The sequence below is a fragment of the Nocardiopsis halophila DSM 44494 genome (genome assembly GCF_000341245.1).
In the GTDB taxonomy this organism is placed as follows: Bacteria; Actinomycetota; Actinomycetes; order Streptosporangiales; family Streptosporangiaceae; genus Nocardiopsis_A; species Nocardiopsis_A halophila.
The window spans coordinates 1-22,543 of sequence record NZ_ANAD01000083.1; the positions used below are offsets into that span (position 1 = coordinate 1).

Annotated in this window: 16 protein-coding genes and 1 pseudogene; 9 read left to right on the forward strand and 8 right to left on the reverse strand. The window is 73.4% G+C overall.

Annotated elements, in window-relative coordinates; all coding sequences use genetic code 11:
- From D450_RS33660 to D450_RS0111135, 4 genes are all read left to right on the forward strand, one after another.
- Window positions 1–2,209: ATP-binding protein (locus D450_RS33660; protein WP_017538740.1), on the forward strand; the 2,209-nt coding region annotated here is incomplete at its 5' end.
- Window positions 2,210–2,585: 376 nt separating this feature from the next.
- Window positions 2,586–3,857 carry a sensor histidine kinase gene (locus D450_RS0111125; protein ID WP_017538741.1) on the forward strand — a complete coding sequence of 424 codons (1,272 nt, stop codon included), beginning with the start codon at window positions 2,586–2,588 and terminating at the stop codon, window positions 3,855–3,857.
- Between the two features lie 83 nt (window positions 3,858–3,940).
- The gene (locus tag D450_RS30000) at window positions 3,941–5,197 is read left to right on the forward strand and encodes a sensor histidine kinase (RefSeq protein WP_017538742.1); all 1,257 of its coding nucleotides are present in this window, start codon (window positions 3,941–3,943) and stop codon (window positions 5,195–5,197) included.
- A gap of 4 nt (window positions 5,198–5,201) precedes the next feature.
- Window positions 5,202–5,807, forward strand: a complete 606-nt coding sequence (locus D450_RS0111135) for a response regulator transcription factor (protein WP_017538743.1) — start codon at window positions 5,202–5,204, stop codon at window positions 5,805–5,807.
- Window positions 5,808–5,840: 33 nt separating this feature from the next.
- On the opposite strand, the gene D450_RS0111140 is transcribed toward D450_RS0111135, so the two are convergent.
- The 5 genes and pseudogenes from D450_RS0111140 to tnpA all read right to left on the reverse strand — a co-directional run.
- Window positions 5,841–6,446: a response regulator transcription factor gene (locus tag D450_RS0111140; protein WP_017538744.1), complete on the reverse strand. Its 606-nt coding sequence runs from the start codon at window positions 6,444–6,446 to the stop codon at window positions 5,841–5,843.
- Complete coding sequence (locus tag D450_RS31780; RefSeq protein ID WP_017538745.1) at window positions 6,443–7,600, reverse strand: sensor histidine kinase; 1,158 nt, start codon at window positions 7,598–7,600, stop codon at window positions 6,443–6,445. Before D450_RS31780 ends, D450_RS0111140 begins: the two co-directional genes overlap by 4 nt.
- On the reverse strand, window positions 7,600–8,361 hold the full coding sequence (locus D450_RS0111150; RefSeq protein ID WP_017538746.1) for an ABC transporter permease: 762 nt from the start codon (window positions 8,359–8,361) through the stop codon (window positions 7,600–7,602). The genes D450_RS31780 and D450_RS0111150 overlap by 1 nt, the downstream gene beginning before the upstream one ends.
- On the reverse strand, window positions 8,358–9,374 hold the full coding sequence (locus D450_RS0111155) for an ABC transporter ATP-binding protein (protein ID WP_039820378.1): 1,017 nt from the start codon (window positions 9,372–9,374) through the stop codon (window positions 8,358–8,360). Before D450_RS0111155 ends, D450_RS0111150 begins: the two co-directional genes overlap by 4 nt.
- A gap of 183 nt (window positions 9,375–9,557) precedes the next feature.
- A pseudogene (gene tnpA / locus D450_RS32420) lies at window positions 9,558–9,972 on the reverse strand (IS200/IS605 family transposase); the annotation flags it as partial.
- Here tnpA and D450_RS30010 point away from each other — a divergent pair.
- Window positions 9,971–10,255, forward strand: a complete 285-nt coding sequence (locus D450_RS30010) for a helix-turn-helix domain-containing protein (protein WP_026128484.1) — start codon at window positions 9,971–9,973, stop codon at window positions 10,253–10,255. The pseudogene tnpA and the gene D450_RS30010 sit on opposite strands and share 2 nt — an antisense overlap.
- A 242-nt stretch (window positions 10,256–10,497) precedes the next feature.
- Here D450_RS30010 and D450_RS0111165 read toward each other — a convergent pair whose 3' ends face one another.
- Window positions 10,498–11,265: an ABC transporter permease subunit gene (locus D450_RS0111165; protein WP_017538748.1), complete on the reverse strand. Its 768-nt coding sequence runs from the start codon at window positions 11,263–11,265 to the stop codon at window positions 10,498–10,500.
- Window positions 11,262–12,224 carry an ABC transporter ATP-binding protein gene (locus D450_RS0111170; RefSeq protein ID WP_017538749.1) on the reverse strand — a complete coding sequence of 321 codons (963 nt, stop codon included), beginning with the start codon at window positions 12,222–12,224 and terminating at the stop codon, window positions 11,262–11,264. Before D450_RS0111170 ends, D450_RS0111165 begins: the two co-directional genes overlap by 4 nt.
- Before the next feature lie 331 nt (window positions 12,225–12,555).
- Between D450_RS0111170 and D450_RS0111175 the strand changes: the two genes are divergently transcribed.
- Window positions 12,556–13,839, forward strand: coding sequence for a sensor histidine kinase (locus tag D450_RS0111175; RefSeq protein WP_241483118.1), 1,284 nt, complete (start codon window positions 12,556–12,558; stop codon window positions 13,837–13,839).
- A gap of 70 nt (window positions 13,840–13,909) precedes the next feature.
- On the opposite strand, the gene D450_RS0111180 is transcribed toward D450_RS0111175, so the two are convergent.
- Window positions 13,910–16,078 (reverse strand): SpoIIE family protein phosphatase, encoded by a 2,169-nt coding sequence (locus D450_RS0111180; RefSeq protein WP_026128485.1) that lies wholly within the window; start codon window positions 16,076–16,078, stop codon window positions 13,910–13,912.
- Window positions 16,079–16,389: 311 nt separating this feature from the next.
- Between D450_RS0111180 and D450_RS0111185 the strand changes: the two genes are divergently transcribed.
- The 3 genes from D450_RS0111185 to D450_RS0111195 form a co-directional block, all read left to right on the forward strand.
- Window positions 16,390–20,643: a HAMP domain-containing protein gene (locus D450_RS0111185; protein WP_017538752.1), complete on the forward strand. Its 4,254-nt coding sequence runs from the start codon at window positions 16,390–16,392 to the stop codon at window positions 20,641–20,643.
- Between the two features lie 5 nt (window positions 20,644–20,648).
- Window positions 20,649–21,287, forward strand: a complete 639-nt coding sequence (locus tag D450_RS0111190; protein WP_026124422.1) for a response regulator — start codon at window positions 20,649–20,651, stop codon at window positions 21,285–21,287.
- A gap of 496 nt (window positions 21,288–21,783) precedes the next feature.
- A partial coding sequence (locus D450_RS0111195) for a hypothetical protein (protein WP_026128486.1) occupies window positions 21,784–22,543 on the forward strand: 760 nt, incomplete at its 3' end.

Below are 22,543 nucleotides of genomic sequence, written 5' to 3' on the forward strand. Positions count from 1 at the left end.
GGCGGCCGCCTCCGGCGAGGCCCCCGCCGACCGCGTCGCCGCCGCCCTCGCCGGCGAGCGCGCCCTGGTGCTGCTGGACAACTGCGAACACGTCGCCGACGGGGCCGCGGCACTGGCCGCGCGGCTGCTGGAGGAGGCACCGGGCGTGCACCTGCTGGCGACCGGCCGGGAGCCCCTGGGCGTCCCCGGGGAGCGGGTGCGCCCGGTCGCCCCGCTCGGGCTGCCCGCCGCCGGGGCCGCGCCGGACGCCGGGGCGATGGGCAGGACGGGGGCGGTGCGCCTGTTCGCCGAGCGGGCGGCCGCCGCCGTGCCCGACTGGGAGCTGACCGACGGAAACGCCGAGGCCGTGGCCGCGGTCTGCCGCCGTCTGGACGGGATCCCGCTGGCGCTGGAGCTGGCCGCCACCCGCGTTCGGGCGATGAGCGTTCACGAGCTGGCCGAGCGCTTGGACGACCGCTTCCGCGTGCTGTCGGGCGGGCGGCGGGGCGTCCCCGGGCGCCAGCGGACCCTGCGCGCGGTCATCGACTGGAGCTGGGACATGCTCGACGCCGGAGAGCGCGCGCTGCTGCGCCGCCTGTCGGTGTTCCGGGGCGGGTGCACGCTGGCCGCCGCCGAGGAGGTGTGCGGGGATGAGGCGGTGCTCCTTCCGGCGCTGGTGGACCGCTCGCTGGTCACCGCCGACCAGGAGGAGGGGAGGACGCGCTACCGGCTTCTGGAGACGGTGGCGGCCTACGCTCGCGAACGGCTGGTGGAAGCGGGCGAGGACGACCTCTACCGCGTCCGGCACGCGGCCTGCTTCATGCGCTTCGCCGAGCGTGCGGACGCGGAGGTCCGCGGTCCTGAGCAGGGCCGGTGGCTGGGGCTCATGGACGCCGAGGCGGCGAACATCCGCGCGGCGGTCGGTGCGGCGGCGGGGGCGGGCGACGCCGGCACGGCGCTGCGCACGGCTGCGGCGACGGCCTGGTACGGGGTGCTGCGCGGCCGGCTGTGTGAGGCACGGGCGCTCTTGGCCTGGGCCCTTGAACCGGTGCCCGCCCCGGAACCCGAGCTGCTGTACGCGGAGGCACTGCACGCCGGCCTCGACCTCCTGAGCGGCGTGTCCGGCGGCCGTGACCCCGCGGCCCTCCGGGCGCGCTTGGAGGGCGCGGTTGAGGCGGCCGACGGGGAGGGCGCCCTCCGCCTTCGGAGGGCGCTGTGGTTCCTGGTCTATGCCGAGTGGGGGATGGGGGACCTGGAGGAGGGGGACCGGCGCGCGGAGGCGCTCCTGGCGTCCTTCCGTTCGGCGGGCGACCGGTGGGGGACTGCGGCCGCCCTGGTGGTCGACGCCTGGTGCGCCCAGATCCGGGGAGACCTGGAGCGCCACCGCCGCTCCGCCGAAGAGAGCGAACGCCTGTTCCAGGCTGAGGGGGACGGCTGGGGCGTGCTCCAGGCGTCCGACCTTCTGGCGCAGGCGGCCGAGATGCAGGGCGTGTACGGGGAGGCCGAGCGCCGCCACCATGAGGACCTGGAGGCCGCCGAGCGCCTGGGGCTGTGGGGCGCGGTCGTGGCGCGCCTGTCAGGGTTGGGCAGGATCGCGATGCTGCGCGGGGACCTGGTCGGGGCGCGGCGGTCGCTTGAGCGTGCGCACGCCCTCGCCCTGGAGTGCGGCGACGAGGGCGGACGGGAGTTCGCCGACGCCGGCCTCGCGCTGGTGGCCCGCAGGGACGGGCGGCTTGAGGAGGCGGAGCGCAGGGCTCAGGCGTCCATCGCGCGTAATCGTGAGGCCCAGGGGGCGATCGGCCTGGCGTTCATCGAGGCCCAGTTGGGGTACGCGGCCGAGCAGCGCGGGGACGCGCAGGCGGCGCTGGCCCATCAGCGGCAGGGGCTGGAGCGGGCCCAGGAGACCCGGGACCCGCGTGCGGTCGCCCTGGCGCTGGAGGGGCTGGCGGGGGCGCTCTCGCTGTCCGGGGAGTACCAGGAGGCGGGCGCCCTGCTGGGCGAGGCCGAAGCCCACAGGCTGTGGACGGGTGTCCCGCTTCCCGAACCGGAGCGCTTCGACGTACGGCGGGCCGGAGAACGCATCCGGTCCGCCCTCGGTGACACCGGCTTCGCCCGAGCGCTGGCCCGGGGGCGTTCCCGCGGTGCCGACCGCGGGACGGCGGGGAGCACCACAGGAGCAGCGGGAACCTCAGCAAAAGGAAGCCTCCACGCCTCGGACGGTGCCGTCTGACATCCGTCACCATCGTTCCGATCGTGAGAGTCAGCCGGGACGGGTGACATCGGTCTCTAGTCACTTCGAGGCGTCGACGGCGACCATGGGTGTTCTGCCGTGCACGGCGACGTGCGGCGGGTCCTGTCCGGGCCGACTGCCGGAACACGCCGGCCCGGAATCGGCGGGGCCGGGAGGACGGCCCGGTCCCGCCGCGGAGCTCCCGGCGGTGTCCTGAACGAGGCGAACTGCGTGGGCCCGCTCCGAAGCCCCCGAGGAGACGTACCCCTGACAAGCCGTCCCAGGAGACCGGCGGCCCCTCACCGACGAGGAACGGCCGTCGCAGGAGCCATGCCCCGATTTCTCCTTTCCGCCCCTGGGGATGGAACATCGGACCATGCTCGGAACCCGTGAGGCCCGCCGCGACGGCCGCGGGGCGGAAACGGCCTCCCCACGGCTCGACCGGCGTGTGCGGACCGCCCAATGGGTGGCGTTCTCCATGCTGTGCTTCACCTCGATCCAGATCCTGCTGTACGCGGCGATCGCCCTCACCGTCCCCGCCTTCCTCGCGGATACCGACATCCGGTGGCAGGACGTCGCGGGCATCGCAGGTTCGGTGGCCCTGGCCGGGCTCACCCTCAGGATGCTGGTGGTCCGGGTCTTCTCCGGGGCCTTCCCCGCGCCCTGGCTCTACTGGTCCTCGTTCGTGCTGGTCCTCGGCGTGCTGTGGGCCCTGGGGCTCTGGTTCTGGACCCTCATGGTCGCGGGGGCCTGGTGGTCGGCCGCCTATCTGTGCGCACGTGCGAAGGCGCTGTGGTCGGCCACGGCCGTCCTCATCGTCGCACCGTGGGCGCTCGCGGCCTGGTACGAGTACTCCGGCGGCGGGGTCGCCTGGGGTGAGGTCGCCCTGGTGTGGGGGATCGCCCTCGTCTACGCGCCGATCGCGATGAGCGGCAACCTCGCCTCCTTCTGGCTCTACGAGCTGGCACGGGACGCCTTCGCCGGCCGGGAGGCGCAGGCGCGGCTCGCGGTGAGCGAGGAGCGGCTGCGCTTCGCCCGGGACATGCACGACCTGCTGGGCCACAGCCTGTCCGGCATGGCGGTCAAGAGCGAGCTGGCGGCCCGGCTGACCGACAGGGGCGACCCGTCCGCCGCCGCCGGGCAGATGCGCGAGGTGCAGTCGGCGGCGCGAACCGCGCTGCGCGAGATGCGCGGCGCCGTGTCCGGGTACCGCGAGCTGGACCTGGCCCAGGAGCTGGACACCGTCCGCGGGGTGCTGGCGGCCTCCGGGATCGCGGTGACGGTGCGGGGCGGTCCGGAGGCGGTCCCGGACGACGTGCGCGGACCCGCCGCGTGGGTGGTGCGGGAAGGGGCGACGAACGTGGTCCGGCACAGTGAGGCCGAGCGGTGCACCGTCGTGCTGCGGCGCGAAGGGGCACAGGTGGTCGTAGAGGTGCGCAACGACGGCGCGCCCCGGGCGGTCGAAGGGGCAGGCCCGGCCGGGACCCCGCAGGGCAACGGGATCACCGGCCTGACCGAACGCGTCGCGGCGGTCGGGGGAACCCTGGAGGCCGGGCCGAGCGGGGGCGACGGCTTCGTCCTGCGGGCCGTCCTGCCGGCGGCCGGAGCGGAGGTATCGCCGGGGGAGGCCGCCCGGCACCGGGGGTGACGGCCGAGGAGACGGTTCCGGACCGGCCGGGGACCGCCATCGGCGGGGAAGGGTGCGGCACGCGAGAAGGGACGGCAGGACGGATGGGAAGCCGGGGCGCCCCGGGCGCCCACAGGGACGCGGGGGACGATCCCCGCTGGAGAACGCTGTGGTGGATCAACCTCGGCACACTCGCGCTCGTCGCCCTGTCCACCACGGTGTTCGCCCTCCAGACGGCGCTCGTGGTCGGGGACGCGATCGCGGTGTGGCGGCGCGTCGGAGCGGTGGCGCTGTCCGTGCCCCTGGCCGTCCTGTCGATCCGCATGGTGTGGCTGCGGGTCGACGGAGAGGCGCCGACGAGGCGCCTCTTCTGGACCACGGCGGGGCTCCTGGCCGCCGTGCTCGCCGGGCTCGACATGTGGGTCGGCACGGCCTTCGTCGCCGGAGCCTGGTGGGCGGCGGCGGGGGTGTCCAACCCCGTCGCGCGGATGGCCGCTCCCACCGCGGCCCTGCTGGCCGTTCCCTGGGCGCGGGCCCTCTTCTTCGACGATCCCGACTGGGGACTGGTCGCGGTACTGGTCGTCGCCGCGGCCGGGTGGGGGCTGTTCCTGGCCGTCGGCCACCTCGCCCTGCTGTTCCTCTGGGACCTGGCCGCCGCGGCCGCCGCGGGGACCAGGGCGCGGGCGCGGCTTGCGGTGAGCGAGGAGCGGCTGCGGTTCGCCCGGGACATGCACGACCTGCTGGGGCACCGTCTGACCGGCATCGCCGTCACCAGTGAGCTGGCGGCGCGGCTGGCCGAGCGCGCGCCCGACCAGGCGGCCGACCGGATGCGCGAGGTCCAGGAGGCGTCCCGGGAGGCGCTGCGCGAGATGCGCGGAGCCGTGTCCGGGTACCGCGAGATGGACCTGGCCCAGGAGCTGGACGCCGCCCGGGGCGTCCTGTCCTCCTCGGGGACCCGGTGCACGGTGGAGGGGGCGCCGGAGGACGTGCCCGAGGCGCTGCGCCCGCTCGCCGCGTGGGTGGTGCGGGAAGGGGCGACGAACGTGGTCCGGCACAGTGAGGCCGAGCGGTGCACCGTCGTTCTGCGGCGCGAAGACGGGCGGTCGGTCGTGGAGGTGCGCAACGACGGCGCACCGGGAACGCTCGGGGGAGAGGGATCGGCCGACCCGGCACCGGGGAACGGGATCACCGGTCTGACCGAACGCGTCGCGGCGGCGGGCGGTACCCTGACCGCGGCACGCGACGGGGACGCGGGCTTTCTGCTCCGCGCCGTCCTCCCGGACCCCGGCGCCGGGGAGCCCCCGGTTCCCGGAGGCGAAGCGGCGGCCCCGGGCGCGGCCGAGGACGGGGACAGGGAGTGAACACGTGATCCGCATCGTTCTGGCCGACGACGAGCACCTGGTGCGCGGGGCCATCGCCGCGCTGCTCGGCCTGGAGGAGGATCTGGAGATCGTCGCCCAGGTGGGCCGCGGCGACGAGGTGGAGGCCGCCGTCGCCGAGCACGCCGCCGACATCGCGGTGCTCGACATCGAGATGCCCGGGGCGACCGGCCTGGAGGTCGCGGGGCGGCTGGCCCGGTCCGCGCCCCGCTGCGGGGTGCTGGTGCTGACCAGCTTCGGCCGCCCGGGCTACCTGCGCCGGGCCCTGGACGCCGGCGCCCGCGGGTTCCTGGCCAAGGACGCCCCCGTCGACGAGCTGGCCGGGGCGGTCCGCAAGGTGCACGCCGGGGGCCGCTACATCGACACCGAACTCGCCGCCGCCGCGATGACCAGTGGGGACAACCCGCTGACCCCCCGGGAGGCCGAGGTGCTGAACGCAGCGGCGGGCGGTCTGCAGGTCGCCGAGATCGCCGCGAGCATCCACCTGACCGAGGGGACGGTGCGCAACTACCTCTCGTCGGCCATCACCAAGACGGGCGCCAACAACCGCCTCGGGGCCATCCGCAAGGCCCAGGAGATGGGCTGGCTCTGAACGGCCGTCCACCCCCGTCGGCCCTGGGAGGGTTCAGATCCAGCCGTGGGAGCGGGCGATGTGCACCGCGCTGTGCCGGTTGCTCGCCCCGAGCTTGGTCACCGCGGACGAGAGGTAGTTGCGCACGGTGCCCGGCGCCAGGGACGCCCTGCGTGCGATCTCGGTGATGGGGTCGCCGTCCGCCGCGAGTGCGAGGAGGTCGGCCTCGCGGGGCGACAGCGGGGAATCGCCCACGGAGATGGCGTCGGCGGCCAGGGCCGGATCGATGTAGCGGCCGCCGTTGTGCACCGCCCGGATCGCGTCCGCGAGCGCGGCCGCCGAGACCGTCTTGGGGACGAACCCTTTCAGCCCCTGCTCCAATGAGCGCTTCAGGTGCCCGGGGAGCCCGTGGCTGGTGACGATCAGGCACTTGCAGTCGGGGAGCTGCCGTGCGATGGCCCGTGCCGCGGCGATCCCGTCGGTCCCCGGCATCTGCAGGTCGAGCACGGCCACGTCGGGCCGGTGCTCCCGCGCGGCGGCGACGGCCTCGGGGCCCGTCGCCGCCTGCGCGGCGACCTCCAGGTCGGGCTCCAGGGCGAGGAGGTTGGCCATGGCCTCGCGGATGAGGTGCTCGTCGTCGGCGATGAGGACCGAGATCATTGCGGCTCCGGGGATCGGGGCAGGCGTGCGGTGAGGGTGAAGAGTCCGGCGCCGGTACGCTCCCAGGCCAGAGTCCCGCTGGCGGTGGCGACGCGTTGGCGCAGCCCGTCCAGTCCACCGCCGGAGCGGTCGGGCTCTACGGTACGCGCGCCGTTGTTGGTGAGCCGCAGTGTCGCGGCGTCGGGGGCGGCCTCCAGCGCGATGGTGCAGTAGGTCGCCCGGGAGTGGCGGACGACGTTGGTGACGCCCTCCCGGACCACCCATCCCAGCGCCGATCCCTGCTCGTCGGTGAGGCCGTCGGGGCAGGCGGCGTCGACGCGGCACACGATCCCGGCCGCCTTGAGCAGCGCGCGCGCCCCCTCCAGCTCGGAGAGCAGTTCGCTGCGCCGGTACCCCCGGACGACCTCCCGGATCTCCTCTTGGGACGCGCGGGCGAGGCGCTGGACCTCCTCCATCTCGGCGCGCGCCTGCGGGGTCTCGCACAGGCGGGCGCCCAGTTCGCTCTTCAAGGCGATCACCGACAGCGTCCGCCCCAGGGTGTCGTGCAGGTCCCGGGCGAACCGGAGCCGCTCTTCGGCCACGGCCAGCCGGGACTCCACCAGCCGCGCCGTGTCCAGGCGGTGGATGACCCGGAGGCTGCCTTCGAACAGCCGCACGAACAGCAGGGACAGCGCCCAGGTCGCCAGGGCCGCGGCCACCGCCGGACCGGGGGAGGGGTGGAGCGCGGCCGGTACCGCACAGGCGGCGGCCAGGACCGTGACCGCGGGCGGCGGCGCGGTCGCGGTGACCGCCGCCATCGGCAGAACCGCCAAAGCGACCGCGGTGACCGTGTTCAGGCCGGTGAGCAGCCCGGCCGCGGCGGCGTAGGGGACCGCGGCCAGTCCCGCGAAGGCCGCCGCCGCGATCGCGGCCGTGGCGTAGGGGCGGCGCCGGAATGACGGGGGCCTGTCCAGGGAGAGCACGGTGGCGACCGTGGCGCAGCCCGCCAGGACCGTGTAGGCGAGGACGAGGGCGATCGCGGCGGGGGCGGGCAGTCCCGGGTCGGTCGCCACACCCCAGCCGAAGACCGCGATCACCGACCAGAGCGGAATGGGCAGGGACCAGCGCGTGGCCGTGGCCATGCGCTGGAACCCCTGGTCGTCGGCGGTCTTCATCAGGTGCGCGGCTCCCAGCGGAACCAGCGGTGGCCGGCCCCGGCGGCGATGGCGGTCCAGGCAGCGAGGGTGCCGACGCGGACGAGCGCCTCGCCTGCGCCCACGTCCCCGGACCACCCCGCCCGGACGAGGTCGATGACGGGGGCGAGCGGTGTCCACTGGAAGACGTCCTGCACCTCCTGGGGCATGGCCTCCAGCGGGAAGAAGGCGCCGGAGGTGGCCGGAAGGACCAGGACCGCGGGCAGGAGCGCCGCTTGGACGTTCTCGGCGTTGCGGGCGAAGGCGCTGGTCGCGCAGGCCAGCGCGGCCAGCATGGCGCACCCCAGGACCAGCGCGATCAGCGGGTAGTGCGGTGCGGTGGGCAGGCCGGCGTCGGTCAGTGCAACGACGATGGCACTGACCAGCAGGAACTGGACGACCGCGACGGCGACGGCGGGCAGCGCCGTGCCGGTGAGGATCACGGGGTCGGAGAGTTCGCCGGTGCGCAGGCGCTTGAGCAGCAGCTCGTCGCGGCGGACGACGTAGGCGGTGGTCAGGGGGACGTAGAGGGCGAAGACCAGGACGACGCCGGCGGTCGTGGACAGCATCACCGGTCCCAGGGCCAGCCCCAGGGAGTCCAGGTCGAACCGGGTCATGGTGACGACGAGGACGACGAGCAGCATCACGGGGATGAAGAGCACGTTCACGATGTTGCCCTTCGCGCGCACGAAGAGCGTGGCCTCGGCGCGGCCGAGGGAGGAGAGGTGGGTGGCGGTCGTCAACCGGCCCTCCTTTCGGAATGCGTTCGGCCCCCGTCCGCCGCGCCGTTATCGGCGATCTGGAGGAAGACCTCCTCCAGTGAGGCGGAACGCGCGTTGAAGCCGATGAGTTCGATGTCCTCCTCGCGTGCCCAGTCCAGCACGTGGGCCGCGGTGCGCTGTAGGCGGTCCGTGGTCAGCCGTACCCGGTCCCCGGTGCGGCCCCCGGGTCCCCCGGCGCCGGCCCGTGCGGCTCCCGGGTCGACCTGGGCGACGGCCTCGTCCAGGGCGGGCAGAAGGGACGCGTCCACCCCGGGCGGAAGGGCGAAGCCCAGCGAGGAGGGGAAGCGGGCCACGATGCCGGCCGGGGTGCCCTCCTCGGCGATCGTCCCCCGGTGCATGATCGCCAGCCGGTCGGCGAGCTGTTCGGCCTCCTCCAGGTAGTGGGTGGTCATGAGCACCGTCGTGCCCATGTCCCGCAGGCCCCGGATGATGCTCCACGTCTCGCGGCGGCCCTCGGGGTCCATCCCGGTCGTGGGCTCGTCGAGGAAGAGGAGCTCGGGGGAGCCGAGCACGGCCAGTGCGAGATCGAGGCGGCGGCGCTCGCCGCCGGAGAGGCCCTTGACCGCGGTCCGGAGGCGACCGGTGAGGCCGACGACCCCGGCGGCCTCGGCGACCGGACGGGGGGTGCTCGTGCAGCCGGCCCACATGCGCAGTGTCTCTTCGACGGTGAGGTCGTTGGCGAAGCCCCCTTCTTGGAGCATCACCCCGGTGCGCGGCCGTACACGGGCGCGGTCCCGGAAGGGGTCGTGGCGGCCGAACATCCGGATCGAACCCCGTGTCGGGGGCGCCAGCCCCTCCAGCAGCTCGATGGTCGAGGTCTTCCCGGCCCCGTTCGTGCCGAGGAGCCCGAACACCTCGCCGCGGGCCACGGTCAGCGAGACGCCCCGGACCGCGTCGTAGGCGTGTGCCCCGGGGCCGTAGCTCCGCCACACGCCTTCAGCGTGGATCACAGTGTCGTTCGCGCCGCTTTCCATACAAGAATGGTGCCGCTTCGGGTCCGTCGATCCCAGTGGTGGTTGTCATCGCTTCCCATTACGAGTGTCACGCGCCTCTATTGCAGATTCCATAAAGAATGTCCGCGATTCTCGTCGTGTGGTTACGGCCCCCTGGCGCGACGCACGCCGCCCGGTCTCTCCCCCTGACGCCCGCCGGGGCGCGGGACGGTCCTGCTGCTCGGTGTACTGACGCAACACCGACAGGGGAGCACCGCCCGCCCACCGAACCGGCGAGGTAGGACCCCGAACATAGCCGGTCAGCGCGCCAGGAGTGCCGCTCCGGCCCTGGACACCCCTGTCGCATCCGGCGTGATGACACCCCCTTCAGCGAGTTCGCCGGCTTTGATGCGGCGGCCTTCGGAAGGAACGCCACCAGCAGGTGAACGTGGTCGGATTCCCCGTTGAACTCGCACAACCCGGTTTCGAAGCCGGCGCACACCTGCCGCATGACCTTTTCCATGCGCCTCAGGCGTGTGCCGGTGAACACCTTGTGCCGGTACTTGGCCACGAAAACCGAGTGCGCGTGCAGGACGAAAACACAATGCCCATGAACCAACAGCAGTGCGCTTGTTCGCATGCAGCTCCGGTACAGCTTTCGCCTGTACCCGAACGGACCCCAGCGCGCCGCGCTGGTCAGGGCGTTCGGGTGCGCCCGCGTGGTCTACAACGACGCGCTCCGCGCACGGGAGAGGGCCCGCGCCGAAGGCGGGGCGTTCCCCAAGGCCGGGGAGTTGTCCAAGCTGCTGATCACCGAAGCGAAGAACACGCCCGAACGCACCCCGGTACAAGTCACGCAAGGACAACCGGCAGGCCGTGAGGTTCACCGCGAACGCCCGATGGAAGATCACCCCGGGCGGTGACCTGTCGTTGCCCAAGAGCGCCGGTGTGCGTGTGAAGTGGTCGCGCTCCCTGCCCTCGGTACCGTCCACCGTGACATCAACGCGGCGGTGAACGTCGCGAGGGCGGCCGGACTGGCCGTGTCAGCCTGTGGAGCGCGGGTAAGACCGGATTTCGGTCCGGCGCAGCGCGTTGAAGCAGGAACCCCCGAAGCGGTCAGGCGACCGCAGTAGGAATCCCCGGCCTTCAGGCCGGGGAGCGGAAGTCAAGGCTCGTAGCGGACGAAGCGGGCCGCCCCCGCCGCCAGGGCCGCCGCCGTGTAGGCGGCCAGGACGGCGAACCCGACCAGGGCCGACCCCTCCTCGCCGAAGGAGCTCCCTCCGGCCATCAGGTTGGCCGCCCCTCCCGGCAGGTAGGCCGACGCCTCGGGCAGGTCGGCGGTGTTCAGCACGATGCCCGCGACCGGCTCCACCAGCAGTGTGAACACCAGCGCCAAGGCCACGGCCAACGCCTGGTTCCGCAGCAGTGCGCCCAGCCCCACGCCGATCAGGCCCCACAGGGCCAGCGCCCCGAACGACCCGGCCAGCGTGGTCACCACGTCCCCGTCGGTCAGGAACGGGCCGTCCCCGTTGGCCGCGAACACCGCCGCGCCCACCGCGACCGTGACCGCCATGGCGGCCGCCGCCCCCACCGCCGACGCCGCGGCGCCGCCCAGCACCTTGGCCGCGTACACCGCGCCCCGGCGCGGCTCGGCCAGCAGCGTCTGCACGATGGTGCGCGTGTGGTACTCCCGCGTCACCAGCAGCGTCCCCACCACCATCGGGATGACGTACACGGTCGCCGCCGGCTGCCGGTAGAGCATCTGCGCGCTCTCCGCCGCCCCCGGCGCCATGCCCGGGTAGTCCAGGCCGTAGCCCGCGAACAGCAGCGCCGCCGCCAGGCCCGCGCACAGCGCCACGAGCACCGCCATCAGCCACCACGTCGAGCGGGTGGTCGTCAGCTTCCGGATCTCCGATCCGATCAGGGTGGTCATGCCGAGCCTCCGTCCGCGTCGCCGGTGAGCATCAGAAAGGCGGACTCCAGGGTGCACCGGTCGGACCGGACCCCCTCCGCCGCGGCCTCCGCCCCCTCCAGGGCGGCCACCGCCTCGCGCTCGGGGGCGCCGACCCACACCCGCTCGTCGGGCAGCACCCGCGCCCGGTGGCCGGCCGCCTCGACCGCCGCGCGCACCCGCCCGTGGTCGCCGGGGCGCGCGGTCAGCACGCACTGCCCCTCGTGCAGCAGCCCCTCCAGCGGCCCCTCGTGCACGAGGCGCCCGCCGTCCAGCAGCACCACGTCGTCCACGGTCTGCTCCATCTCCCCGAGCAGGTGGCTGGAGAGCAGCACCGCCCCGCCCTGCGCGGCGAACTCCCGCAGGAAGCGGCGCAGCCACAGCATCCCCGCCGGGTCCAGGCCGTTCGCGGGCTCGTCGAGCACCAGCAGCTCCGGGTCGCCCAGCAGGGCCGTCGCCAGCGCCAGCCGCTGCCGCATGCCCGTGGAGTAGCCGCCGACGCGGCGCCGCGCCGCCTCGGCGAGCCCCACCAGCTCCAGCACCTCCTCCACCCGCTCCGGGGCGCACCCCGCCGGCCCGGCGCTGCACCGCAGGTGGTCGCGGCCGGTCCGGCCGGGGACGAACGCCCCCTCCTCCAGGGCGGCGCCGACCCTGCGCGCCGGGGCGTGCAGCTCCCGGTAGGGGCGCCCGAACACCCCGGCGCCGCCCGCGTCCGGGCGGACCAGCCCGAAGACCATGCGCAGGGTGGTGCTCTTACCGGCGCCGTTGGGGCCGAGGAACCCGGTCACCCGGCCCCGCGCCACCGTGAACGACACCCCGTCCACCACGCGGCGGCCCCCGTAGGACTTGGCGAGTCCCCGCACGGTGACCACCTCCTCCTCGGGGCGCGTATCCGCTCCCCGGTCCGGCTCCCGCTCCGGGGCCCGTGCTCCCACCGCCACCGCGGCCTCCTCTCCTCGCGGCCCTTGCAGGCCGCGTCCGTCGAACGGCAGGACCCTACGGCCGGGTCCAGCGGAGGGCCCCGGCCCGGCTCCGGCGCCCGGCGGAGGGGGGCCGGAACGGCGGGGCAGGTCAGGCGCGGGCGGTCGGCGGAACCCGGGACATCTGTCACGGGCGGGGCGGTGACGCGTCTCAGACCGGGCCGGTGACGCAGGGGACTGGGCGCCTTCCGGAGCGCGGGGCCCCGTGCGGCACCTCCCGTGCCAATTGTCACGACCGCCCGGTGACACCGGCGACTACCTGCGACGGACCGCCGGGCGGGAGAGTGGGGCCGTGTCGACGGGACGACGCTGCGAGGACGAGGGAGGACCGATGGCGGCGCTGGACGACAAGGCCTTGCGCCGGGCGAGGGGGATCCTGCTCGGGATCTACGGGGCCGTGGTCCCCGGACTGCCCGTGGTGCTGCTGTTCGGCGTCCACAACGCCTACGACGGCTTCGACAAGGGCTTCCCCGAGCTGTCGCGCTACATCGCCGCCGCAGCCCTGAGCACGGTCCTCGGTGTGTACGTGCTGCTCCTGGGTGCGATCAGGTTCGGGCGCCGCGGGCGGGGTTCCGAGGGGCGCACCTACTACACGGCCTATGCCCTGCTGTCGGGCGTCTTCCTGCTGGCCGCTCCGTACCACGTGCGGGACCCGCAGTTCTTCACCGGAATGCTCCTGGGCATCTGGTGGTCGGCGGTCGCCCTGTCGCTGCCGCGGCGGCGCGTGCACGCCGCGTTCATGGCCGCACCCCTCGTCCTGGTCCCCGTCGCCGCCGCCCCGTTCACCACCGACGGCGAGTGGGGCGTCATGGTCGCCCAGGCGGTGGGGCTCGTGTGGGCGGCCCTCCTGGGGGCCGTGTTCTTCTACGGTCTGAACTCCGGGCTGATGACGCTGTGGGACCTGTTCGAGCAGGCGGTCGAGGGCCGGGAGATGCGCGCGCGGCTGGCGGCCAGCGAGGAGCGCCTCCGGATCGCCCGGGACATGCACGACCTCCTCGGGCACAGCCTGTCGGGGATCGCGGTCAAGAGCCAGCTGGCGTCCCGCCTGGTCGACCGCGACCCGGGGGCCGCCAAGGAGGAGATGGCGTCGGTGCAGACGGCGGCCCGGCAGGCGCTGGCCGAGGTGCGGTCCGCCGTCGCCGGCTACCGGGAGGCGGACCTGGCGGCCGAGGCGCGGTCGGTGTGCGAGGCACTGCGGGCGGCGGGCGCCGACTGCTCGGTGGACATCGCCGAGGACGTGCCCGCCCGGCTCACCGGACCGGCGGTTTGGGTGGTGCGGGAGGCGGGCACCAACGCCCTTCGGCACAGCGACGCCCGCCGGTTCAGTGTCGCGGTGCGGCGCGAGGGCGGCGCGCTGGTGGTGGAGGCGGCCAACGACGGCGTGCCGCGCGGGACGGGCGCGCCCGGCGGCGGCAGCGGGCTGGCCGGGATGCGCGAACGCGTGGCCGAGGCCGGGGGCGCCCTGGCCGCCGGCCCCGACGGCGCCGGCGGCTTCCTGGTCCGCGCCGAGTTCCCGGACGGGACCGGGGCGGACAGGGCACCGGGCACGGGCACGGCGGAGAGGGGCCTCGCGTGATCAGGATCGTTCTGGCCGACGACGAGCACCTGGTGCGCGGGGCGGTGTAGGGGACCGGCCGCACCGCCCCCTACAGGAACCGCAGCACCAGCATCGCCGTGTCGTCGGTGTGGCCGCCCGGGGCGAACTCCTCCAGTTCGCGGTCGATGCGGACGATGACCGCCTGGGCGGTCAGCCCGTTGCAGGCCGAGAAGATCTCGGTCAGCCCCTCGTCGCCCAGCATGCTGGTCTCGCTGCGGCGCTCGGTCACCCCGTCGGTGACCGCCAGCAGCACGTCCCCCGGGGTCACCTCCACCGTCTCGGTGAAGAAGTCCACGTCCTCGAACGCCCCCAGCAGCGGCTGGGAGGTGCCCACCGGCGTCACCTCGCCCTTGCGGTCCAGCTTGAGGGGCAGCGGGTGGCCCGCCGACACCAGGCGCAGGCGCATGCCCTCGCCCGGGCCGCCCGCCGGGGTCATCTCCCCGTAGAGCATCGTCAGGAACCGCGTCGAGGTGTTCTCGTCCAGGATCGCCAGGTTGAGCCGGTGCATGATGTGCGCCGGGGAGTACCCCTCCCGGGCCAGCGCGCGCAGGGTGTGCCGGGCCAGGCCGGTCACCGCGGCCGCCTCCGGGCCGGTGCCGCACACGTCGCCGATGGCGAAGCACCACCGCCCGTCGGTGGCGAACACGTCGTAGAAGTCGCCGCCGACCACGGTCCGCTCGTCGGCCGGGCGGTAGAACACCGCGTGGTCGACGCCGGGGATCTCCGGCTCCTTCTCCTTGGCCGGCAGCAGGCTGCGCTGCAGCGCCTCGCTCATCTCGGTCTGCCCGGCGTACAGCCGCGCGTTCTCCATCGCCGAGGCGACCCGGCGCGCCAGGTCGTTGGCGACGTCCACGTCCTCGCGGGTGAAGTCGGCGTCGGCCTGCCGGCCCAGCGTCATCCGGCCGAGCTCGCGCCCGTGCGCCATCAGCGGGATGCTGATGGCCGGGCTCTCGGCCAGCTCCAGGCTCAGCTCGTCCTCCATCCCGGCGGCCGCGACCATCTCGCGGTTCCACAGCGGGCGCGGGCTGTGCTGCTCGGACGGGGGCAGCGTGGACAGCAGGGTGCGCAGCACGTCGTTGTAGTTCTCGTTGGTGTGCACCGCGTGCGCCAGGCGGGTCACCCCGAGGTCGTTGATGATGTGCACCGCGCACCAGTCGCCCAGCCGGGAGGTGGTGAGCTGGGCGGCGAGCGCGGCGGTCAGCGGCTCGTCCAGGGTGCCGGTGAGCAGGTCGCTGGCCTCGGCCAGGAAGCTCAGCGAGGCCCGGCGCTGCAGCTCCACCTCGGCCAGGCGGGCGCGCTCGACCGGCAGCGCCATCTTGTCGGCGCCCTCCTGCAGCCTCCGGGCGGCGGTGTCGCCGAAGTGCCGGATGCGCCGCGAGGCCACCCCGATCAGCCCGGTGATCCGCCCCTCCACGATCAGCGGGGCGGTCACCAGCGAGCGCATGCCCGCCTTGGCCAGCCGCCCGCGGTGCGCGCGGGCGATCATGAGGTCGTCGTTGATCACCGCTCCGGGCGCCGGGGCGGCCGAGGGGAAGGTCTCCTCGGTGCGGCTGCGGAACGGCCGCCACGGCGCGTCGGTCAGCCCGACCCCGGCGCGCACCTCCCACTCGGTCTCGTCGGTGGTGGCCAGGGAGATGTAGGCGGCGTCGCCGCCCAGCGCCGACCGGGCGTACTCCACGGTGCGGTCGAGCAGGTCGGGCAGGGACAGGCGGGCGGAGAGCGCGGCGTCCAGCGCCGCCCACGGGCCGGGGCGCGGGGCCCGGCGGCGCGGCGGGTGCACCGGGTCGGGCGGGGCCAGCGGCGGTTCGGGGGCGTCCTCGGCGTCGAGCACCCGGAACCAGACGGCCTTGTCCTGCTTGCTGTAGGCCACGCCCCAGGAGGAGGCGATGGCCGCGGCCAGGGCCAGGCCGAGCCCGCCGTTGCGCGTATTGTCGGTGGAGGGGGTGGTGTCCACGCTCAGCGGGCCCGCCTGGGGGACCGCGCGCTCGGGGACCCGGTCGGCCACGACCACCTCGACGGCGCCCTGGAGCCGGCGGACGGTGACCTCCAGCGGGCTCTCGGCATGGATCACCGCGTTGGTGACCAGCTCGCTGGCGAGCAGCACCGCGTCGTCGGCGGACTGTCCGACCGCCCACTGGTCCAGCGTCTCCCGAACGAACACGCGGGCGTCTCCCGCCGCCTCCGGCACAGGGGGGAACTCCCTGTGGGCGACCCTCATCGTGTCATGTGGCATTGTGAAGCCGTACGGTTTCCTTCAGTGTCGGTTCAGGGCGGACGAGCCCCGTCGCCGCATCCGCATGATTCACCCATACCCCCATCTCGCCCGCTACCGGCCCCCGGCGGTGTCGAAAACGCGTCCGCGTGGGCACAGTAGGAGACAACGCAAGTCATCATGGCAGAACGGCCCTGTGCCGAGCAGCCCGGCCGCGCGGTGTGACCACTGCGGCCCCCGTGTGCCCGCACCCCCGTGTTCCGCGGCGGTGCGGGCGGCGGCCGGAGGCCCCGCACGCAGCGCTTAGGAGGGGATCGATGCCCGAGGCGACCCGGGCGCCGGCGACGGAAGAGCACTTCGACGAGCTTCTCGGCGCCCTCTACAGTATGCGCGACGGCGATTTCAGCGTCCGGCTGAACCCCCGCGCCGACGGCAAGGCGGGCGAGATCGCCGCCGTCTTCAACGAGGTCCTCGACCACTGCGAGCAGCTCAGCAGCGAGCTGCAGCGGGTGGGCGACGTGGTGCGCGAGGAGGGGCGGCTGACCGAGCGGGTCTCGGTGAGCCCCGCCCGCGGGGCCTGGGGCAAGAGCGTGCGCGCCCTCAACCACATGCTGGACGAGGTCAGCGAGCCGGTCACCGAGGTGGCGCGGATCCTGGACTCGGTCGCCGGCGGCGACCTGTCCCAGCGCGCCGAACTCACCAGCCGCCGCGGCGACCTGCACGGGGACCTGCGCCGCCTGGCGGTCTCGGTGAACCGCATGGCCGACCAGATGAGCAAGTTCACCACCGAGGTCACCCGGGTGGCCCGGGAGGTGGGCACCGAGGGCAAGCTCGGCGGCAGCGCGGAGGTGGAGGGCGTCTCCGGCGCCTGGCTGGACGTCACCGAGGCGGTCAACCAGATGGCCTCCCGGCTCACCGCGCAGGTGCGCGACATCTCCACGGTCACCACCGCGGTCGCCCGCGGCGACCTGAGCCGCCAGGTGACCGTGGACGTGCAGGGCGAGATGCTGCTGCTCAAGGAGACCGTGAACACCATGGTCGACCAGCTGTCCACGTTCGCCGACGAGGTGACCCGCGTGGCCCGCGAGGTGGGCACCGAGGGCAAGCTGGGCGGGCGCGCCAACGTCAAGGGCGTCTCCGGCACGTGGAAGGACCTGACGAACAACGTCAACTCCATGGCCGACAACCTCACCAACCAGGTGCGGGACATCTCCCAGGTGACGACCGCGGTCGCGCGGGGCGACCTCACCAAGAAGGTGACGGTGGACGTCCAAGGCGAGATGCTCCAGCTGAAGGACACCGTGAACACGATGGTGGACCAGCTGGACTCCTTTGCCGACGAGGTCACCCGCGTGGCCCGCGAGGTCGGCTCGGAGGGCAAGCTGGGCGGGCGCGCCAACGTCAAGGGCGTGTCGGGGGTCTGGAAGGACCTGACCGACAACGTGAACTCGATGGCGAACTCGCTGACCTACCAGGTCCGCAACATCTCGCAGGTGACCACGGCGGTGGCGCGCGGCGACCTGTCCAAGAAGATCACCGTGGACGCGCAGGGCGAGATGCTCGAGCTGAAGGACACCGTGAACACGATGGTGGACCAGCTGGACTCCTTCGCCGACGAGGTCACCCGCGTCGCGCGCGAGGTCGGCACCGAGGGGACCCTGGGCGGCCAGGCGCACGTCCGAGGGGTGTCGGGGGTCTGGAAGGACCTCACGGACAACGTGAACTCGATGGCGAACTCGCTCACCTACCAGGTCCGCAACATCTCCGAGGTCACCCGCGCCGTCGCCGGCGGCGACCTGACCAAGAAGGTCACGGTGAACGCCAAGGGCGAGATGCTGGAGCTGAAGGGCACCATCAACACCATGGTCGACCAGCTCTCGGCGTTCGCCGCCGAGGTCACCCGGGTGGCCCGCGAGGTGGGCACCGAGGGCCAGCTGGGCGGGCGCGCCGAGGTGCGCGGCGTGTCGGGCATCTGGAAGGACCTGACCGACAACGTCAACTCGATGACGCAGAGCCTGACCAACCAGGTGCGCGACATCTCCCAGGTGACCACGGCGGTGGCGCGCGGCGACCTCACCAAGAAGATCACCGTCGACGTCCAGGGCGAGATGCTGCAGCTGAAGGACACCGTGAACACCATGGTGGACCAGCTCTCGGCGTTCGCCATCGAGGTCACCCGGGTGGCGCACGAGGTGGGCTCGGAGGGCCAGCTGGGCGGCCAGGCCAAGGTCGACGGGGTCTCGGGCACCTGGAAGCAGCTCACCGACAGCGTGAACGAGCTGGCCTCCAACCTGACCACGCAGGTGCGGGCGATCGGCGAGGTGGCCGCGGCGGTCACCGCGGGCGACCTGACCCAGAACATCCACCTGGACGTGCGCGGGGAGATGCTGGAGCTGCGCGACAACATCAACCTGATGGTCGCCAACCTGCGCGAGACCACCGCCGCCCAGCGCGACGACGACTGGCTCAAGTCCAACCTGGCCCGCGTCTCCGCGCGGATCCAGGGCCACCGCGACCTCAACGAGCTGGCGCGGCTCATCATGACCGAGGTGACGCCGCTGGTCGACGCCCAGCACGGCGCCTGCTACCTGCCCGAGGACGAGGACGACGAGGGCGTGTACCGGCTCTACGCCGGGTTCGGCTTCCAGCCCGAGGAGGCCCGGCGCCGGGTGCGCGCCGGGGTGGGCCTGGCCGGCGAGGCGGTCGCCCAGAAGCGCGAGCAGATCGTCATCAACGTCCCGGCGGACTACGTGCGCGTGGAGTCGGGCCTGGGCGAGGCGCCGCCGCTGAGCCTGGCGATCCTGCCGATCGTCTCGGAGGACCGGGTCCTGGGCGTGGTGGAGTTCGGCTCCTTCGGCGAGTTCCGCGAGGTCCACCTCAACTTCCTGCGCGAGCTGGTCAACCTGCTGGGCACCACGATCAACACGGTGCTGGCCAACTCCAAGACCGAGTACCTGCTGGCCCAGTCCCGCCAGCTGACGATCGCCCTGCAGGAGCGCTCCAACGAGCTGCAGCGCCAGCAGGAGGAGCTGCGCCGCAAGAACGCCGAGCTGCACAGCAAGGCCGGGCAGCTGGCCAGCCAGAACCGCGCCATCGAGCTGCAGAACCGGCAGATCGAGCGGGCGCGGCGCTCCCTGGAGGACCGGGCGCACCAGCTGCAGGTCTCCTCCAAGTACAAGTCCGAGTTCCTGGCGAACATGTCGCACGAGCTGCGCACGCCGCTGAACAGCCTGCTCATCCTGGCCCGGCTGCTGGCCGACAACACCGAGCAGAACCTGACCTCCAAGCAGGTGGAGTTCGCCCAGACCATCCACAAGGCCGGCAGCGACCTGCTGGAGCTCATCGACGAGATCCTGGACCTGGCCAAGGTGGAGTCGGGCCGGGTGGAGGTGCAGCCGGCCGACGTGGCCATCGGCCAGCTGGTGGACTACGTCGAGGCCACCTTCCGGCCGCTGACCAGCGACCGGGGCCTGGCGTTCGGCGTGGAGGTGTCCCCGGACATCCCCAACTACCTGTGGACCGACGAGCAGCGGCTCCAGCAGATCCTGCGCAACCTGCTCTCCAACGCGGTCAAGTTCACCTCTTCGGGGGAGGTGCGGCTGCTGATCCGCCCGGCCTGGGCGCTCGACGACGCCGACCTGGACCTGTTCGGGGAGAACGAGGAGGTCATCGCCTTCTCGGTGGCCGACACCGGCATCGGCATCCCCGAGGACAAGCTGCAGGTCATCTTCGAGGCGTTCCACCAGGGCGACGGCGGGACCTCGCGCCGCTTCGGCGGCACCGGCCTGGGGCTGTCCATCAGCCGCAACTTCGCCCGGCTGCTGGGCGGGGAGATCCGGGTGGAGAGCACCGTCGGCCAGGGCAGCAGTTTCACGCTGCTGCTCCCGGTGCGCCTGCCCGAGGGCGTGGAGGAGCGGATGGCCGACGGGCTGGAGGCGGTCCCGCCGCTGGAGGCGGCGGACTCGGCCGAGATCGAGCCGCTGACCACCGGGGTGGCCATGCCCGAGGCGCCCGACAGCCCGGCCGACCTGACCGTCCTGCCCGACCTGGAGCCCGACCCCGAGCCGGACCAGCAGCCCGAGGCGGTCCCGGTGCTGCGCGGGACCGAGGCCGAGGACGCCGAGGACGGCGAGGAGGCGCCGGACGTGGAGCGCCGCGAGGTCCTGCAGGGCCGCACGGTGCTCATCGTCGACGACGACATCCGCAACGTGTTCGCCCTGGCGAGCGCGCTGGAGGCGCAGGGGCTCACCGTGCTCTTCGCCGACAACGGCCGCACCGGCATCGAGAAGCTGGAGGCCAACGAGGACGTCGAGGTCGTCCTGATGGACATCATGATGCCCGAGCTGGACGGCAATGCGACGACGCGCGCCATCCGGGAGATGCCCCAGTTCGCCGACCTGCCGATCATCTCGCTGACCGCGAAGGCGATGCAGGGCGACCGGGACCGCAGCCTGGAGGCGGGCGCGTCGGACTACGTCACCAAGCCGGTGGACCTGGACCACCTGCTCGACGTGATTCAGAAGTGGCTGGAGCCCGGCTCCGGCGAGGACGGCCCCGAAGAGCAGGAGTAGTGGACGTGGCGCAGAAGGCCAACATCCTCCTCGTGGACGACCGCGATGAGAACCTCACGGCCCTGGAGGCCATCCTGGCCTCACTGGACCAGAACCTGGTGCGCGCCAGTTCCGGCGAGGGTGCGCTCAAGGCGCTGCTGGAGGAGGACTTCGCGGTCATCCTGCTGGACGTGATGATGCCGGGGATGGACGGGTTCGAGACCGCCACCCACATCAAGCAGCGGGAGAAGACCCGCGACGTGCCGATCATCTTCCTGACCGGGGTGGGCGTCGACCGGCACCAGGTCTTCCGCGGGTACGCCTCGCGCTCCATCGACTACCTGACCAAGCCCTTCGACCCGTGGGTGCTGCGGTCGAAGGTGGAGGTCTTCGTGGAGCTGTTCCAGACCAAGCGGCGGCTGCAGGACCAGGCCCGGCTGCTGCGGCGGCAGCTGGGCGACGAGACCGGGGCCGAGACCGAGTCGCTGACCGGGCGGCTGTCGCGGCGCATGGCCGAGGTCAACACCAGCCTGGAGCAGCTGCGGGAGCTGATCGTCACCGCGGAGCGGGACCCGGACCCGCGCACGGTGGAGGCGGTGCGCGCTCTGGACCGCTCGATGGCGCAGCTGTCGACGATGGTGGAGTCGCTGCACGGCGCCGAATAGGGGCCGGGCAGGGGGCGGGCAGCGGCCGCGCTCGGTGCAGCCCGCCCATCACCCTGAGTAGGAATGACCTGGGTGGCCGGATCCGGCCACCCAGGTCATTCGCGTATGGGGCCCACGATCCGTCGGCCGTGGCATGACGGAACGTGTTCGAACGGCCGATCGGGCGCGGGTGGTCGGCGCAGGTGGGCGGTGTCGGCCCGATCCGGTTCCCCCGATCACCCGGTCGCCCGGTGTGACGTGTGGCACATGAAGGGGTGTCGGGGGCGGCGGTGCCCTCATGTTCCGCCGCTGTCCAGGCGGGCTCCCCGTTGCTAGCGTTCAGCCCATCGCAGGGAGCGCCGCCGAGGCCGCGCGGCCGGTGCCGCCGCCCCGGTGCTCCCGGATGCGGGCCCGATCCTGTCCCTGCCGGCGCCCCGCCGCGATCGGTGCACCGCCCCCTCCCACATCCCCGGTGCGCGAAGCATTCCCCTATCCCGATCCGAATCGGAGCAAGAACGTGTCGCGTACTCCACAGCGCCTGGCCGCGGGTTTCGCGGTCTTCGGTTTCGCCGCCCTGGGCAGCGCCCTGCCCGCGCATGCGGAGCCCGAGCCGATCACCAAGGCCTTCGACTACGACTGCACCTCCCAGCAGGGCTGGGAGGAGAGCGGGCAGATCGAATGGACGTTCGGTGTCACCAACGGTGACTCCTTCGACCCGGGCGAACAGGTCCGGTCCCTCGGCAACTCGCAGTGGCGCTACGCCTACCCCGAGGGCGCCGGCAACGTCGAGCGCGTGATCGTCCGCCACGAGGTCGACCTGTCCGGCGGCGCCGCCACCGACGAGAAGATCACCTTCAAGAGCCGCTGGACCGGGAGCGCGCCGGCGGAGGCCTTCCAGGAGGGCACCGAGGAAGGCGACTGGCAGTACCCGAGCCAGGAGGCGGGCACCCGGGCCGGCGACGGCAGCAACCTGGTGTTCAGCGGCGGGGACGTCGTCGCCAGCGTGCTCTTCGAGAGCGGCGAGCACTGGGTCACCTCGTGCACGCCGGCCGGCGGCTCCGAGATCACCCGCGTGGCGGTGTCCGGCAAGCCGGACCCCGAAGAGCCGGAGGACCCGGACGAGGGTGACGACGGCGACGGTGAGGACCCCGGCGGTGACGACGGGGACGGCGGTGACGACGGCGACGGCCAGAACCCCGGTGGTGACCAGGGTGACGGCGATGAGGGTGACAAGGGCGGTGACGAGGGTGATGACAAGCCCGCGCCCGGTGACGGCT

Coding starts and splice junctions, on each gene's coding strand:
- D450_RS0111125 (WP_017538741.1), top strand. CDS start 2,586: ATGCTCGGAACCCGTGAGGCCCGCCGCGACGGCCGCGGGGCGGAAACG.
- D450_RS30000 (WP_017538742.1), top strand. CDS start 3,941: ATGGGAAGCCGGGGCGCCCCGGGCGCCCACAGGGACGCGGGGGACGAT.
- D450_RS0111140 (WP_017538744.1), bottom strand. CDS start 6,446: ATGATCTCGGTCCTCATCGCCGACGACGAGCACCTCATCCGCGAGGCC.
- D450_RS31780 (WP_017538745.1), bottom strand. CDS start 7,600: ATGAAGACCGCCGACGACCAGGGGTTCCAGCGCATGGCCACGGCCACG.
- D450_RS0111155 (WP_039820378.1), bottom strand. CDS start 9,374: ATGGAAAGCGGCGCGAACGACACTGTGATCCACGCTGAAGGCGTGTGG.
- D450_RS30010 (WP_026128484.1), top strand. CDS start 9,971: ATGCAGCTCCGGTACAGCTTTCGCCTGTACCCGAACGGACCCCAGCGC.
- D450_RS0111165 (WP_017538748.1), bottom strand. CDS start 11,265: ATGACCACCCTGATCGGATCGGAGATCCGGAAGCTGACGACCACCCGC.
- D450_RS0111180 (WP_026128485.1), bottom strand. CDS start 16,078: ATGAGGGTCGCCCACAGGGAGTTCCCCCCTGTGCCGGAGGCGGCGGGA.
- D450_RS0111185 (WP_017538752.1), top strand. CDS start 16,390: ATGCCCGAGGCGACCCGGGCGCCGGCGACGGAAGAGCACTTCGACGAG.